Source organism: Pseudooceanicola marinus (assembly GCF_002786295.1).
GTDB lineage: Bacteria > Pseudomonadota > Alphaproteobacteria > Rhodobacterales > Rhodobacteraceae > Pseudooceanicola > Pseudooceanicola marinus.
The window spans coordinates 74,578-88,953 of the sequence record NZ_PGTC01000015.1 but is presented as its reverse complement, the minus strand read 5'-3'; the positions used below and the strand labels follow the sequence as shown (position 1 = coordinate 88,953).

The following is a 14,376-nucleotide window of genomic DNA, read 5'->3' as shown; positions in this document are numbered from 1 at the left end:
GCTCAGCCCAGGATCCGGGCCGCCGCGCGGCGCCAGGCCAGCAGGGCCTGCAGGCGGCCGCGCAGCAGCGCCTTCGCCAGGGGCTGTTTTTTCCAGGGCTTCTTCGGGCCGGTGTAGTGGATCAGCTGCGACGCCGCCGGGGTCTTTTCCGCCTCGGGCAGCCAGGGCAGCCCGGCCAGCGTCTTTGCCCGTGCCGCGTCGCGGCCCCAGATGCTGTTCCAGGCCTGCGGCAGGAAGGCGGTGCGCCCGTCGAACAGCAGGTTCAGGAAATCCTGGTCCATGAACTTGTACCGGCTGGCCTCGCTCGCGTCGCCCATGCGGGCGCAGAGATCCGCATCGGCGCGGATCGCGTCGCAATCCAGCAGCAGCAGGCCCGCGTTGAAATAGCCCGCCACATCGGCGCGACCCAGCAACGCGGCGTGGTGGGCCAGCTTCTCGGGCCGTTCCTTGCCGGCACGCATCTGGTCCAGCACGTAGAAATCCCGCACCGCGCCCAGGGGCTGGCCAGCCAGGTCGGCATCCTGCACGTCTGCCAGGTCGCCCAGGACCAGCATGTCGCAATCCAGGTAAATGATCCGCCCCTCGACCCAGCGCGGCAGGTGCATCCGCGCCAGGGTCACCAGAGAGATGTTGCTGTCGCGCTGTTCGGCCCCGTCGAAGAGATCCGGCGTGATCTCATGATAGACCAGCCGGGCGCCGCTGGCCTCGCACTGCGCCGCGACGCGGTCGCGCTGCGCCGCGGTCAGCTGATAGCCCAGGAAATGCACCTCCAGCGCCCGCGAGGCATGTTCCAGCGCGGAGCCGATGACGACCAGCGCTGCATCGACCATGTTGGCATCCGTCGCCACGGCGATGCGGATGGGCCCCTGTCCCGTCGCGTCGCCGCTCATTCCGCGCGCGCCTTCAGGGTCTCGGCCAGGTCACTGGGCAGCTCGGCATAGCTGCCGTGTACCAGGTAGCGGTTCCACAGGTAGCCCAGGACCTGCCGCCGCAGGCGATCATCGGGCGCCCAGTCGCGCGCCGCCAGCGCCGCGTCCAGCGCCGCCGCGTCGGGCGCATGCTGCACCAGACCGTCGATGTTGTAGCAGGCATGGCCCAGCGTAGTCACCGGCTTGCCCAGCAGAAGCCCTTCGATCCCAACGGTGGAATTCAGGGTGATGACAGCGCGCGCATCGCGGATCAGATCGGAGGTGACATTGCCGTTGGCGAAGATCACCCGCGGATGCTCGCGCCAGCCGATGACCGACCGTTTGAAGCTGGGATGTTCCTTGATGACGAAGGTGTCGTCCGGGTTCCGGTCGGCGGCGGCGCAGACCTGTTCCAGGAACTGTTCCATGTCGCGGATCCAGGGCGAATGCTGCGTCACCTGCATGTCCGAGGGCACCTGGAAGGGCACGAAGACATAGCCCGGCGTCAGCTCCACCGGGTCGTACTTGCTCTTCGAGGGGCGGTTGTTGACGAACTCCGGCAGGCCGGGGGCGGCGAAATCCTCCTCCGTCTCCAGGTAGAAAGCCGGGTCGCGGGGCACGGAGTTGGCGCCGTTCAGCCCTTTTGGGTCGATCTGCAGGGTCTTGGGGAAGAACCCCGCCTCGATGAAGACGCGCGGCCGGCCCCGGCTGGCAGCCTCCAGCACCGTTTCGGGATAGGAGGAACCGTTGTAGACGATCACCACCTCCGGATCGCTGGCGGCCAGTTCGGCCAGAAGCGCCTCCTTCAGGACCGCCGCCTGGACCCGTTTGACGTAGGAATAGAGGCCCGCGACGAAGGGATTGCCGAAGATTTCGGGCAGGCGGATGCGTTTGCGGGCCATATTGCCCGCGATCAGCTGCCGCGCCTCGGCGCCAGGGGCCACCAGCGCGCGGGCCTGTACGCCCAGGGCGCGGGACCAGCCGCGGTGCCGCGCCAGGCGCGCCAACGGCTTGCCGGGAGAGGTCGCGACCACCTCCACCGCCCCCGCAAGGGCCTGATCAAAGGTGTCGATGACGCCGGTGTCGAGCTTCAGAAAACGCATATGTCCGTCTTAGCGCGCTGCGGCGAAATGAAAAGGGGCAGCGGCCCGCGGGCCCGGCGGGCCGGCTCAGTGCCCGGCGTCGCTCACCAGGCGTCGCACGGCATCGTTCTGGGCCGCGTACATCGCGTTCACGCCGTCCTGATGCTCGCGCGTGGCCTCGGGCCAGGTGGATTTGATGTAGGCCAGCACGTCGAGGATCTGACGATCGTCCAGCGTGTCGCCGAACTGCGGCATGCCGCCCTCCTCGGCGCCGGTCAGGCACAGCTCGGCCACCTCGCCGCTACGGGTCAGTTCGAACAGGGCGTAGTCGGGGTGCTGCCAGCTGTGGCCGGTCTCATCATGGGGCGGCGCCACCAGGTCGGGGTTGCTCACCGACGGCGGCGCCGGGTCCGGCCCCAGACCGCCGTGGCAGGCGGCGCATTGATCGTCGTAGAGCCGATGCCCCCGGGCCACCGTCTCCGCATCGTTCCAGGCCAGCAGCGGCGGGTCCTCGCGGTCGGCCAGCAGGGTCAAACCCAGCCCGGCGACCAGCCCGATCCCCGCAACCCCCACGAGCGCCACAATACCCTTCGCCGATCCGCGCATGACAGTCCTCTTTGCCGCGCGTTGATCCTAGGTCGACCGGCGCGGCGCCACAATCTCTGCCGCGCCCCGGGGCAGTCGGTCGGGGCCCTCTGCCCGGTTTTCGCCCCGATCACGCAAAAGGGGCGCCCCGCAGGACGCCCCTTTCCGATCTTCCGGCCTTGCCTGGCCCCGACGACTTATGCCGGATCCTTGGCGAAACGCAGGTAGGGCAGCTTGATGTCCAGATCGCCGAACTTCTCGGCGGCGGCGGCATCGTCCAGTGACAGGGCGACGATCACGTCCTGGCCGGTTTCCCAGTTGGCCGGGGTGGCCAGCGGCGCGCCGAAGGTCTTCTGCAGGCCGTCGAGGGCGCGCAGCACCTCGGCGAAATTGCGGCCCACGGACATCGGGTAGGTCATCGACAGCTGCAGCTTCTTGTCCGGGCTGATGATGAAGACAGACCGCACGGTGGCGCTGTCGGCCGGGGTGCGGCCATCGGGCAGGTAGGCGTCAGCCGGCAGCATGTCCCACATCTTGGCGATTTCCAGGTCGGTGCCGTCGATGATCGGGAAGCCCGCGGACGTGCCGGCGAAGCTCTCGATGTCGCCCTTCCACTTCTTGTGCTCTTCCACACCGTCGACCGAGATGCCGATCACCTTGGTGTTGCGCTTGGCCCATTCATCGGCCAGTTGCGCCACGGCGCCGAACTCGGTGGTGCAGACCGGGGTGAAATCCTTCGGGTGGGAGAAGAGAATCGCCCAGCTGTCGCCGATCCAGTCGTGGAACGACTCGATGGTGCCCTGGTCGGTCTCGGCCTTGAAATCGGGAACGGTATCGTTGATGCGCAGAGACATGGTGTCCTCCTGTCAGGATGTGTCTTCAGACATATCTAGGGGGCGTCAGGATGTTTTGCACCCCCGTTGGCGGGGCTGCGCCGCTGCCCGCGTCAATACGCCCGCCAGGACGGCGGCGGCTGGCGCATTCCACGACGCTGGCGCAGCGGATCGCGGCGGAGGGATCTTGCCCAGCCCTGCGCAGAGTGCCACAGTGATCTGGACGACTGCAAAATCACGTCCCGCATAGCGAAATTCAAGACGACCGAAGGACAGCCTCATGATCGAGAAACGCGACTTCTACATCGACGGCCAGTGGGTCGCCCCGCTTGAGCCCCGCGACCACCAGGTGATCGACCCCTCGACCGAGGATCCCTGCGCGGTGATCTCGCTGGGCTCCGAGGCCGATGCGGACCGCGCCGTGGCCGCCGCCAAGGCCGCCTCCCCCGCCTGGATGGCTACGCCGCCGGCGGACCGCATCGCCATCGTCGAGACGTTCCTGGAGATCTATGAGCGTCGCAAGGAAGAGATGGCCCAAGCGATCTCCACCGAGATGGGCGCCCCCATCGACCTGTCGCGCAGCGCCCAGTGGGGGGCCGGTTTCTCCCACACCAAGAATTTCCTGCGCGCCGCCAAGACCTTCGAATTCGTGCGCCCGCTGGGCGATCATGCCCCCAATGACCGCATCGTCTACGAGGCCGTCGGCGTCTGCGCCCTGATCACGCCGTGGAACTGGCCGATGAACCAGGTCACGCTGAAGGTGATCGCGGCGCTGATCGCGGGCTGCACCATGGTGCTGAAACCCTCGGAGGAAAGCCCGCTGAACGCGCTGCTGTTTGCCGAGATGATGGACGAGGCCGGCGTGCCCAAGGGCGTCTTCAACCTGGTGAACGGCGATGGCGCCGGTGTCGGTTCGGCCCTGTCGGGGCACCCCGACGTCGACATGGTGTCCTTCACCGGATCGACCCGCGCGGGCATCGCTATCTCGCAAAATGCCGCCAAGACCCTGAAGAAGGTGCATCTGGAGCTGGGCGGCAAGGGCGCCAACGTGATCTTCTCCGACGCCGACGACAAGGCGGTGAAGCGCGGCGTGCTGCACATGATGAACAACTCCGGCCAAAGCTGTAACGCTCCCTCGCGCATGCTGGTGCAACGCGACCGCTACGACGCCGCCGTGGAAGAGGCCGCCGCCGTGGCCGAGCAGATCACCGTCGGCCCCGCCTCGCAGGAAGGCCGCCACATCGGTCCGGTGGTGAACGCCAGCCAGTTCGAGAAGATCCAGGGCCTGATCCAGAAAGGCATCGACGAAGGCGCCCGCCTGGTCGCCGGCGGCCCCGGCCGGCCCGAGGGCTTCAACCGCGGCTTCTTCGTGCGGCCCACGGTCTTTGCCGATGCCAACAACGACATGACCATCGCCCGCGAGGAGATCTTCGGCCCCGTCCTGACGATCATGCCCTTCGACACGGAAGAAGAGGCCATTGCCATCGCCAACGACACGCCCTACGGTCTGACCAACTACGTCCAGACCACGGATGGGGAGCGTGCAAACCGCATGGCCCTGTCCCTGCGCTCCGGCATGGTGGAGATGAACGGCCAGCCGCGCGGCGCCGGCGCGCCGTTTGGCGGCATGAAGGCCTCGGGCAACGGTCGCGAGGGCGGCGTCTGGGGCCTGGAAGATTTCCTGGAGGTCAAGGCCGTCTCCGGCTGGGACGCCAAGACCACCTGATCGCGGCAAGAGGTCCGATCACGAGAAAGGGGAGGTCCAGGGCCTCCCCTTTTGTCATTCCGGCCACGTCCCGCCAGGACGGATCCGCGACAGGCAGGGGGCGCTGCCCCCGCCGCCCTGCGGGCGACTCCCCCGGAGGTATTTTCGACGACGTGAAGCAGGGGAGGCAGCGCCCGGTCCGGCCAGCATGGCCTCCTTCGACATCCTGCGGGACCCGCCCCTGGCCAAAGTCGGCCACGCCGGGGCAGCTCGCATCGCCCCTGTCTTCACCTTGTCCCAAATACTCCCGCCGGAGGCCGCCGGCCAAGGGCCGGTCCTCTCAGAGGAACCGCCCGCCGCGCTCGATCACCTCGATCTCATAGCCATCTGGATCGGCGATGAAGAAAAACTTGGCGATGAACTGTCCGGCGGGGGCGAACTCGACGATCTTGCGCGGGGCCAGGCCCGCCTCGGTCAGCCGGGCGTGCTCGGTCTCGACATCCTCCACGGAAACCGCCAGGTGGCCGTAGCCGTCGCCCAGCTCATAGGGCTCCGTGCGGTCCTTGTTCAGCGTCAGTTCCAGTTCGAACCCGGTTTCAGCGTTGGACATGTAGATCAGGGCGAAGCTCTCGAAATCGAGCTTCTGCACCACGCTCAGCCCGAAAGCCGTTTCGTAGAAAGCGACGGACCGCGCCTCCTCCAGCACCCGGATCATGGAATGGATCATCTTGGCCATGGGGCCCTCCTGTCTTTGCTGCCCCTTCCCTAGCCCGCCGGGACGGGCCGGGAAAGGCGCCCCGCGCTTGCCCCCCGGCCCGGCGCCCTGCTAGATGCGGCAACGCCTCAGGACCCGGCAGCGCCGCCCCAACCCCGAGAGACCCGTCCCGTGACCGACCCCGTCTTCATCCCCGTCACCGTGCTGAAGCGCGATCCCTTCTCGGAAACCATATCGGGGCACCTGGCCGGCGCGCCGGATCGCCGCGTCGCCCTGCGCAAGCTGGACGAGCTGCCCCTGTGGTCGCGCCCCATGGCCCGGCTGCTGGCCCGACGCGAGGTGCGCGGGCTGCGCGCCGTGCAGGGGATCGAAGGCTGCCCCGAGCTGATCCGCTATGACCGCGAGGGCATCCTGCGCGGCTGGTCCGAAGGCACGCCGCTGCAACTGGCGAAACCTGCCGACGCGGCCTTCTACCGCGATGCCAAGCGGCTCTTGCGCGAGATGCGCCGCCGGGGCGTCACCCATAACGACATCGCCAAGCCACAGAACTGGCTGATGCGCCCCGATGGCGGCGCGGCGGTGATCGACTTTCAACTGGCCTCGGTGCACCGCTTTCGCGGCCCGCTGTTCCGCACCATGGCGCGCGAGGACCTGCGCCACCTGCTGAAGCAGAAGCGCGCCTATGCCCACCACCTGCTGACCCCCGCCGAACGGGCCATGCTGGCGCGCAAGGCGCTGCCCACCCGGATCTGGATGAAGACCGGCAAGCGGCTCTACAACTGGATCACCCGCGACCTCTTTGACTGGTCCGACGGCGAGGGCACCGAGGACCGGATCGAGCGCAACGGACCGAAGATCGCCGCCGCCCTGAAGGACCAGCCGGTGACGGCCCATCACGTCGCCACCTATGCCCTGCCCGGACGCGGCACCGGCCTCTATACCTTCGTGGAAACCGCGATGAGCCAGGAGGCGCTGCGCGCCGTGCTGCCGGAAAGCCTGTCGGAAAAGGTGCAGCCCGTGGTGCAACTGCCCCGCGACGAGGCGGGCAAAGTGCGCGGCGACCTGCTGTCGCTGATCGCCGCCAACCGCCTGGACGAGATCGAGACCCTGCGCCTGCGCCATCCCGCGCTGTCGCCGCAGATCGATGCCCTGATGGCCAACCGCCAGAACCTGACCGACCGAATCCTGAAGCGCTGAACGCCCCCAGAGGCGCCCGCTTCCCCCTATTTGTTGGCCAAAAATATCCCGGGGGAGTCGCCAAAGGCGACGGGGGCAGAGCCCCCTTTCCCTTCGATTTGCCGCCGTCCGGCGACGGGGGCAGAGCCCCCTCCGCCTCAGAACGGCGCCTTGGCGCGGAACTTCATCCCCTGCCCGCCTTCGGGGTGCAGCAGGCGCAGCTCTTCGGAATGCAGCATCAGGCGCGGATGATCGCGGGCCTCACCCTCGGCGTAGAAGGGATCCCCCAGGATCGGATGGCCAAGCGCCAGCATGTGCACCCGCAACTGGTGCGACCGACCCGTCTGCGGAAACAGCCGCACACGGCTTTCGGCATCCGAGGCCTTCACCACCTTCCAGTCGGTCACGGCGGGCTTGCCATTCTCATGGTCGACCATCTGCTTGGGGCGGTTCGGCCAGTCGACGATCAGCGGCAGATCCACTGTGCCGGTCTTCGGCTCCAGCCGTCCGTGGACCCGGGCCACATAGGTCTTCTTCACCCGGCGGTGTTCGAACTGCAGGCCGAGATGGCGCTGCGCGTGCGGCGTCATGGCGAAGACCATCAGGCCGGAGGTGTCCCGGTCCAGCCGGTGCACCAGCAGCGCGGTGGGAAAGGCCGCCTGCACGCGGGCCAGAAGGCAATCGGCCAGGTGCTCCCCCCGGCCCGGCACCGACAGCAGCCCCGTGGGCTTGTCGACGATCAGCAGCTCGTGATCCTCGTGGATCACCGACAGGGGGGTATCGGGGGGCGTGTAGACGTCACTCATGGCCGCCCAGATAGCCTCTCACCTTCGCGCCGTCGAGCCTCGACGCCCCGACTCAGGACCGGGCCGGCAGCGAGGACGCCCCCAGGAGCAGCCCGTAGACAATGAAACAGACCGCCATGGCGCGCCGGAACCATGTGTTGAACACGGCCCCCAAGGCGGCGCGGCCGACGAAGACGCCAAGCGCGGTATAGGTCATGTAGCTGGCAGTGGTGATGGTCAGCGCGGTCGGCACGATGACGGCCATCTGGCTCCAGATGGGGACATCGGGCTGCACGAACTGCGAGAAGGCCGCCAGGTAGCCCGCCACCGACTTGGGGTTGATCGTGGCGATCAGGAAGGCGCGGATATAGACCGAATGGCCCGGACGGTCCGTGGCGGCCGGGGGGCGCCGGGCGTTCATCCAGCCACGGATGCCCGTCCAGATCAGGAACCCCGCGCCCAGGTATTTCGCCACCACGAACCCGGTGGGCGAGGCCGCGATCAACGCCGTGATCCCGGCTGCGGAGGCAAAGAGGAAAAGCGTCGCCTGGGTCAAAATCCCCGCCACGCCCCAAAGTGCGCGGGGGAAGCCCAGGGTCATGCCGTTCTGGATGCAGTTGACCGCATTCGGCCCCGGCGTGGTGACGAAGAGCATCCAGAAGAGCGCGAAGACGGTCCAGCCCTCGAAACTCATGCGTGGGCCCCGGCGGGGCGAGGGAAGAGCGAGGCAATCTGGATCATCTTGGTGGTTCCTGCTGCGGGGGCAGGGGGCTGTCTGCCCCCTCTTGCGGCCCCGGGGGCCGCAATTCACTCCCGAGAATATTTGAGGCCAACAAATAGGGAAAGGGGGTGGCCCTCCCGGTCCGGCCTGGGATCAAGGGCGTTCGATGGCGATCGCCGTCCCCTCGCCGCCGCCGATGCAGATGGCAGCGACACCGCGTTTCAGGTCGCGCGCCTCCATCGCGTTCAGCAGGGTGACGATGATCCGCGCCCCCGAGGCACCGATCGGATGGCCCAGGGCGCAGGCGCCCCCGTTCACGTTCACCCGGTCGTGGGGCAGCCCCATCTCCGCCATGAAGGCCATGGGGACGACGGCGAAGGCCTCGTTCACCTCCCACAGATCCACGTCCGTCACGGCCCAGCCGAGCTTCTTCAGCAGCTTCTGCGCTGCGGGCACCGGGGCCGTGGGGAAGTTCGCCGGGGCATGGGCATGGCTGGCGTGGCCCATGATCTGCGCTCGGATCGGCAGGCCACGCGCCCGGGCCGTGGCGCGTGAGGCCAGCACCAGGGCCGCCGCCCCGTCGGAGATCGACGAGGAATTGGCCGCCGTCACCGTGCCGCCCTCGCGGAAGGCCGGTTTCAGCTGCGGGATCTTATCGGGCCGGGCGAGGCCCGGCTGCTCATCCGCCGCGACGGTCAACGCACCCTTGCGCGAGGTGATCTCCACCGGGGTGATCTCGCCCTCGAAGGCACCGGAGCTCTGGGCGGCAAGCGCCCGTTCCAGCGAGGCCAGGGCGTAGTCGTCCTGGGCCTGGCGGGTGAACTGGAAGGCCTCGGCGCAATCCTCGGCGAAGGTGCCCATCAGGCGCCCCTTGTCATAGGCGTCTTCGAGGCCGTCGAGGAACATGTGGTCGATGGTGCGCCCATGCCCCAGCCGAGCCCCGCCCCGCATGGCGGGCAACAGGTAGGGGGCGTTGGTCATGCTTTCCATGCCGCCCGCGCCCATCACCGCCGCATGGCCCAGGGCGATCTGGTCGAAGGCCATCATCGCCGTCTTCATGCCGGACCCGCACATTTTGTTCAGCGTGGTGGCCGGCACCGCCTCGTCCAGCCCGGCGGCGAACCCCGCCTGGCGGGCCGGCGCCTGGCCCTGGCCCGCGGGCAGGACGCAGCCCATCAGCAGCTCGTCCACCGATTCCACGCCCGCCTGTGCCAGCGCGGCGCGCAGGGCGGCCCCGCCCAGGTCCGACGCGGTGAGCGGGCTGAACGCGCCCTGGAACCCGCCCATGGCGGTTCGGGACGCACCCGCAATGATGACTTCCTGCATGAAACCCTCCCTCTCTCTGACCCGTGCATACCGAATGGTAAGGAATGCCGTCTAGCGTTTCCACACCTGCAGTTTTCCAGGGAGGGCCGGGGATGGAGTTCGACATCAACGCCAGTGACGGCGCCACGATCATCACGGTCCAGGCCGCGCGCATCGATGCGGCGGTCGCAATCCGGTTCAAGGACCTGATGCAGGAGGCGACCGACGGGCTGGACGGGCGCATCATCCTGGACCTGACCCAGGTCGATTTCATCGATTCCAGCGGGCTGGGCGCCATCGTCGCCTCGATGAAGCAACTGCAGCCGGGCCAGAAGCTGGAGCTTGCTTCGCTCAACACCAACGTCGACAAGGTGTTCCGGCTGACGCGGATGGACACCGTTTTCCCGATCCACAACGACATCCGCACGGCAGTGTCCAGCCATGCGGGCTGATCCCTCGACAGATCGGGCGGCCCCGCCGCAGGCCGCTGCCGCTGGGACAGCGATGACGGGCAGCGGCACCTTGCACCTGACCTTCCCCAGTTCGCCCCTGTCGGTGCGCCGCGCCCTGCAGACCGTGGTGACCGACCTGCAGGGGTTCGACCTGGAGGAACGTGGCACGGTCGAACTGGTGCTGGCCGAGGCGCTGAACAACGTCGCCGAACATGCCTATGGCGCCGGGGATCGCGGCTGGATCAGCCTGGACTGCACGAAGGAGCCCGACGGGCTGCATTTCCGCATCCGTGACGAGGGCCGGCCGATGCCCGATGGCGTGGCCCCTATGGGCGACCCCGCCCCACTGCCCGAGGCGCTGGAGGCGATGCCCGAAGGCGGCTTCGGCTGGTTCCTGATCCGCGACCTCTCGCGCGATGTCTGCTACAGCCGACAGGGCGATGTGAACGAGCTGACCTTCCGCATGCGCATCGGCGGCGCGGAGGCCGGGCTCTGACAGGCTGGGCGGGCGATGCCATCATCCCATGGCCCAGGCGAGCAGGCGGCGGGTGACCAGACCCCGACGCCCCTGCCCCCGACGCCAATCCCCAACCACCAACAGGGGCGCAATTGTCCCGAAAGTGTGGCCAGGCCCACGGGATCAAGGCACCTCGGCCACGCCCATCCCACCCGCGGACACTTTTCGCCACAATCGTCGAATTTGCCCCGAAATCGCCCCACGACAATCCCATTCGGGCCATGACCCGGGCCGACCCTTCTCCCCGTAGCTGCACTGGCTTCCCTCGGCGCCGCGTATAACAGCCCCCACCCAGTGCGTGGCGTCGAGGTCTTACCCGCCCCCTCCCCCAGATTATCGCCGCCACAGGCCGCGCCGCCGGTATCGCTCCCCGTCGGGTCGCTTTGCCCTTGACCCCAGCGGCGCCCCCTCGCAGCATCGCGCCCTCAATGAGGAGGAACCATGCGCGATCTGCACCTGCCCGGCCGCTCCCCCGTCTGGGCCGAGAACGGCCTTTGCGCCACATCCCATCCGATCGCGGCCAATGCCGCGCTGGACATCCTGAAGGCCGGCGGCAACGCCATGGACGCCGCCATCGCCGGTGCCGTGGCGCTTGGCGTCTGCGAACCGGCCATGTGCGGCATCGCCGGGGACTGCTTCGCCCTGGTCAAGCCGGCGGGGCAGGATGAGGTGCTGTCCTACAACGGCTCGGGCCGGGCCCCCGCTGGCGCCTCCGCCGCCGCGCTGCGCGCCGAGGGGCTGACCCAGATGCCCGACCGCGACGCCCGGTCCGTCACCATCCCCGGGGCCGTTGCCGCCTTCGACGAGATGTCGGCGCTTTGGGGCAAGCTGGGGCTGGCGGACAGCCTGGCGCCCGCGATCCGGCTCTTCGAGACCGGCGTGCCCGTGCATGCCCGCGTCTCCGTCGACTTCGCCAGTTCCGCCGACCGGCTGGACGCCACCGCCGCCCGCCACCTGATGCCCGGAGGCACGCCGCCGAAGGAAGGCGCGCGTTTCGCCCTGCCCGGCCAGGCCGAGGTGCTGCGCCGCATCGCCCGCGACGGCGCCCGCGCCTTCTACGAAGGCGAGGTGGCCGAGGACATGCTGAGCGCCCTGCGCCAGGGCGGCGGCGCCCATACGGCGGAGGATTTCGCGGCCCAGAGGGGCCTGCAGACCGACCCGATCTCCGGCGCCTACAAGGGCGCGACCCTGCATGAACACCCGCCCAACGGCCAGGGGGCCACGGCCATCCTGATGTTGAACATCCTGGGCCATTTCGACCTGACCGCCCTGGATCCCTTCGGCGCCGAACGCGCCCACCTGGAGGCCGAGGCCGCCAAGCTCGCCTACGCCGCCCGCAACCGCTTCATCGCCGATGCCGCCACCGCCGAAGGCGACCGGATGCTTGATCCGGCCCTCGCCGCCGATCTCGCGGCCCGCATCGACCCGGCCCGCGCCCAGCCCGAGGGCGCGGCCTTCGACGGCACCCCGCATCGCGACACGATCTACATCACCGTGGTCGACCGCGACCGCATGGCGGTCTCACTGATCTACTCGGTCTTCCACGCCTTCGGGTCGGGCCTGGGCACCGAGAAATTCGGCCTGGTCCTGCACAACCGCGGCATGGGCTTCACCCTGACCAAAGGGCACGGGAACGAGCTGGCGCCGGGCAAGCGCCCGCTGCACACGATCATCCCCGGAATGCTGGCAGAGAACGGCAGGCCGAACCTGCCCTTCGGCGTGATGGGCGGCCAGTACCAGGCGGCGGGGCATGCACGATTCGTCACCAACCTGCGCGACTACGGCCTCAGTCCGCAGGAGGCCATCGACGCCCCCCGCGCCTTCCCCGAGGGCGGCACCCTGCAACTGGAACGCGGCTATGCGCCGGAGGTCGCCACCGCGCTGGAGGCAAAGGGCCACAGGATCGTCACCCCCGACACGCCGATCGGCGGCGCCCAGGCGATCCGCATCCACGACAGCGGCTTCCTCGAAGGCGGTTCCGACCCGCGCAAGGACGGCTGCGCCATCGGCTACTGAGGCCCCCGCCCGCTCTCGACAGGGCGGGCGGCCCGAACCGGCACCCAGGCGCCGGCCACCGCGCTGATGTTATACGTTGGCCGAAAATACTCCGGGGGGAATTGAGCCGGCACGGCTCAAGGGGGGCAGCGCCCCCTGCCCCGGCAGCACTCCGTCCGGGCGCCCGGCTCAGTTCAGCTGGAAATGCAGCGGGTAATGACCGTCCTCGAAGGGACCGAACAGATCGGGAATGTCCGGGTGATCCACCGGTTCGCCCGACAGGTCCTCGACCAGGTTCTGTTCCGAGACATAGGCCACGTAGTAGCTCTGATCGTTCTCGGCCAGCAGGTGATAGAAGGGCTGTTCGCGCACAGGACGACTGTCCTCGGGAATGGCGTCATACCATTCCTCGGTGTTGCTGAACTCGGGATCGACGTCGAAGATGACACCGCGGAACGGGTGCTTCTTGTGGCGCACGATCTGGCCCAGATGATATTTCGCGTTCGTCTTCAGCATCGCCTTGCAGGTCATGAGGCCCCCTACTAACGTCTTTCCCCGGCCCTTGTCCAACCCGATGCAGCGAATTTAAAGGAAACACTCTGTGAATCTCGTCCTAACAGTGCTGGAGATCACGGCCCCCGTCTTCCTGCTCGCCGCCATCGGTTTCACCTGGGTCCGCATGGGGTTCGACTACCAGATCGATTTCGTCACCCGGCTGGCGATGACGCTGTCGGTGCCCTGCCTGATCTTCACCGCGCTGATGAAGACGGAGATCGATCCGGCCGCCCTCACCGCCCTGTCGCTGGCCGCCGTCGCGGCCTATGCGGCGCTGACGGCGGTCACCGCCCTCGCCATCTGGGGGCTGAAGCTGGAGATGCGCAGCTACCTGTCGCCGCTGATCTTCGGCAACACCGGGAACCTCGGCCTGCCGCTGGCGCTCTTCGCCTTCGGGGAGGCGGGCCTCAGCTACGCGGTGGTGGTCTTTGCGGTCATGGCGGTGTGGAACTTCACCTTCGGGGTCTGGATCGTCTCCGGCGGCGGCTCTGTGGTTCGGGCGCTGAAGGAGCCGCTGCTCTGGGCCACGATCCTGGGCGGGATCTTCCTCAGCCAGGGCTGGCAGACGCCGCTCTTCCTGACCAATACGCTGGAACTGGTCGGCCAGCTGGCGATCCCGCTGATGCTGATCACCGTGGGCGTGGCGGTGGCACGGCTGCGGCCCGGCTCGATCCGTCTGGCCTCCTGGTTGTCGGTGTTGAAGGTCGTGCTCTGCGTGGCGATCGCCTGGGTCACCGGGCGCGCCTTCGGACTGGATGACGTGGCCTTCGCGGTGCTGGTGCTGCAGATCTCGACGCCGGTGGCCGTCACCTCCTACCTGCTGGCGGTGAAATACGGCGCCGACGCCGATGCGGTGGCCGGCCTCGTCGTGGTTTCGACCCTGCTGTCGGTGCTGCTGCTGCCGGCCCTTCTGGCGGTGCTGCTCTGAGGGCCGGCGCGCGCCCTGCCTAGGGCTTTCGGCCCGGGTATCCAGTCGGGTTTTCTGCCAGGCGATCACGTCATTGCCAGTTTCACAGGCGCTGCGTTTCGTGTAACCTGCTGG

15 protein-coding genes are annotated in these 14,376 nt (G+C 68.3%); 6 read left to right on the top strand and 9 right to left on the bottom strand.

What is annotated here, in order from left to right; all coding sequences use genetic code 11:
- Positions 1-2: 2 nt before the first annotated feature.
- The 4 genes from CVM50_RS09665 to CVM50_RS09650 all read right to left on the bottom strand — a co-directional run bounded on the left by CVM50_RS09665 (position 3) and on the right by CVM50_RS09650 (position 3,429).
- Complete coding sequence (locus CVM50_RS09665; RefSeq protein WP_085889184.1) at positions 3-890, bottom strand: glycosyltransferase family 8 protein; 888 nt, start codon at positions 888-890, stop codon at positions 3-5.
- A complete protein-coding gene (locus CVM50_RS09660) occupies positions 887-2,011 on the bottom strand; it encodes a capsular polysaccharide export protein, LipB/KpsS family (protein WP_085889185.1) in 1,125 nt (374 codons plus the stop codon). Before CVM50_RS09660 ends, CVM50_RS09665 begins: the two co-directional genes overlap by 4 nt.
- Before the next feature lie 66 nt (positions 2,012-2,077).
- Complete coding sequence (locus CVM50_RS09655) at positions 2,078-2,596, bottom strand: c-type cytochrome (protein ID WP_085889186.1); 519 nt, start codon at positions 2,594-2,596, stop codon at positions 2,078-2,080.
- Positions 2,597-2,772: 176 nt separating this feature from the next.
- The gene (locus CVM50_RS09650; RefSeq protein WP_085889187.1) at positions 2,773-3,429 is read right to left on the bottom strand and encodes a redoxin domain-containing protein; all 657 of its coding nucleotides are present in this window, start codon (positions 3,427-3,429) and stop codon (positions 2,773-2,775) included.
- Between the two features lie 259 nt (positions 3,430-3,688).
- Here CVM50_RS09650 and CVM50_RS09645 point away from each other — a divergent pair, with 259 nt between their 5' ends.
- Positions 3,689-5,134 (top strand): aldehyde dehydrogenase family protein, encoded by a 1,446-nt coding sequence (locus CVM50_RS09645; protein WP_085889188.1) that lies wholly within the window; start codon positions 3,689-3,691, stop codon positions 5,132-5,134.
- Positions 5,135-5,453: 319 nt separating this feature from the next.
- On the opposite strand, the gene CVM50_RS09640 is transcribed toward CVM50_RS09645, so the two are convergent.
- A complete protein-coding gene (locus tag CVM50_RS09640) occupies positions 5,454-5,849 on the bottom strand; it encodes a VOC family protein (protein ID WP_085889189.1) in 396 nt (131 codons plus the stop codon).
- Positions 5,850-5,999: 150 nt separating this feature from the next.
- On the opposite strand from CVM50_RS09640, the gene CVM50_RS09635 reads away from it, so the two are divergent.
- Positions 6,000-7,025 carry a serine/threonine protein kinase gene (locus CVM50_RS09635; protein WP_085889190.1) on the top strand — a complete coding sequence of 342 codons (1,026 nt, stop codon included), beginning with the start codon at positions 6,000-6,002 and terminating at the stop codon, positions 7,023-7,025.
- Between the two features lie 137 nt (positions 7,026-7,162).
- Here the strand turns inward: CVM50_RS09635 and CVM50_RS09630 are convergent, their stop codons facing one another.
- From CVM50_RS09630 to CVM50_RS09620, 3 genes are all read right to left on the bottom strand, one after another.
- Positions 7,163-7,810 carry an RluA family pseudouridine synthase gene (locus CVM50_RS09630; protein ID WP_085889191.1) on the bottom strand — a complete coding sequence of 216 codons (648 nt, stop codon included), beginning with the start codon at positions 7,808-7,810 and terminating at the stop codon, positions 7,163-7,165.
- 52 nt (positions 7,811-7,862) lie between these two features.
- A complete protein-coding gene (locus CVM50_RS09625; protein ID WP_085889192.1) occupies positions 7,863-8,483 on the bottom strand; it encodes a LysE family translocator in 621 nt (206 codons plus the stop codon).
- A gap of 180 nt (positions 8,484-8,663) precedes the next feature.
- Positions 8,664-9,836, bottom strand: a complete 1,173-nt coding sequence (locus CVM50_RS09620) for a thiolase family protein (protein ID WP_085889193.1) — start codon at positions 9,834-9,836, stop codon at positions 8,664-8,666.
- A 92-nt stretch (positions 9,837-9,928) separates the two neighbouring features.
- Between CVM50_RS09620 and CVM50_RS09615 the strand changes: the two genes are divergently transcribed.
- From CVM50_RS09615 to CVM50_RS09605, 3 genes are all read left to right on the top strand, one after another.
- Positions 9,929-10,267 (top strand): STAS domain-containing protein, encoded by a 339-nt coding sequence (locus CVM50_RS09615; RefSeq protein WP_085889194.1) that lies wholly within the window; start codon positions 9,929-9,931, stop codon positions 10,265-10,267.
- Between the two features lie 52 nt (positions 10,268-10,319).
- Complete coding sequence (locus CVM50_RS09610) at positions 10,320-10,763, top strand: ATP-binding protein (protein ID WP_085889195.1); 444 nt, start codon at positions 10,320-10,322, stop codon at positions 10,761-10,763.
- A gap of 462 nt (positions 10,764-11,225) precedes the next feature.
- A complete protein-coding gene (locus CVM50_RS09605) occupies positions 11,226-12,800 on the top strand; it encodes a gamma-glutamyltransferase family protein (protein ID WP_085889196.1) in 1,575 nt (524 codons plus the stop codon).
- Positions 12,801-12,968: 168 nt separating this feature from the next.
- Here CVM50_RS09605 and hspQ read toward each other — a convergent pair whose 3' ends face one another.
- On the bottom strand, positions 12,969-13,295 hold the full coding sequence (gene hspQ / locus CVM50_RS09600) for a heat shock protein HspQ (protein ID WP_085889292.1): 327 nt from the start codon (positions 13,293-13,295) through the stop codon (positions 12,969-12,971).
- Between the two features lie 85 nt (positions 13,296-13,380).
- Between hspQ and CVM50_RS09595 the strand changes: the two genes are divergently transcribed.
- Positions 13,381-14,262: an AEC family transporter gene (locus CVM50_RS09595; RefSeq protein WP_085889197.1), complete on the top strand. Its 882-nt coding sequence runs from the start codon at positions 13,381-13,383 to the stop codon at positions 14,260-14,262.
- Positions 14,263-14,376: the final 114 nt, after the last annotated feature.

Coding starts and splice junctions, on each gene's coding strand:
- CVM50_RS09665 (WP_085889184.1), bottom strand. CDS start 890: ATGAGCGGCGACGCGACGGGACAGGGGCCCATCCGCATCGCCGTGGCG.
- CVM50_RS09660 (WP_085889185.1), bottom strand. CDS start 2,011: ATGCGTTTTCTGAAGCTCGACACCGGCGTCATCGACACCTTTGATCAG.
- CVM50_RS09655 (WP_085889186.1), bottom strand. CDS start 2,596: ATGCGCGGATCGGCGAAGGGTATTGTGGCGCTCGTGGGGGTTGCGGGG.
- CVM50_RS09650 (WP_085889187.1), bottom strand. CDS start 3,429: ATGTCTCTGCGCATCAACGATACCGTTCCCGATTTCAAGGCCGAGACC.
- CVM50_RS09645 (WP_085889188.1), top strand. CDS start 3,689: ATGATCGAGAAACGCGACTTCTACATCGACGGCCAGTGGGTCGCCCCG.
- CVM50_RS09640 (WP_085889189.1), bottom strand. CDS start 5,849: ATGGCCAAGATGATCCATTCCATGATCCGGGTGCTGGAGGAGGCGCGG.
- CVM50_RS09630 (WP_085889191.1), bottom strand. CDS start 7,810: ATGAGTGACGTCTACACGCCCCCCGATACCCCCCTGTCGGTGATCCAC.
- CVM50_RS09625 (WP_085889192.1), bottom strand. CDS start 8,483: ATGAGTTTCGAGGGCTGGACCGTCTTCGCGCTCTTCTGGATGCTCTTC.
- CVM50_RS09620 (WP_085889193.1), bottom strand. CDS start 9,836: ATGCAGGAAGTCATCATTGCGGGTGCGTCCCGAACCGCCATGGGCGGG.
- CVM50_RS09615 (WP_085889194.1), top strand. CDS start 9,929: ATGGAGTTCGACATCAACGCCAGTGACGGCGCCACGATCATCACGGTC.
- CVM50_RS09610 (WP_085889195.1), top strand. CDS start 10,320: ATGACGGGCAGCGGCACCTTGCACCTGACCTTCCCCAGTTCGCCCCTG.
- CVM50_RS09605 (WP_085889196.1), top strand. CDS start 11,226: ATGCGCGATCTGCACCTGCCCGGCCGCTCCCCCGTCTGGGCCGAGAAC.
- hspQ (WP_085889292.1), bottom strand. CDS start 13,295: ATGCTGAAGACGAACGCGAAATATCATCTGGGCCAGATCGTGCGCCAC.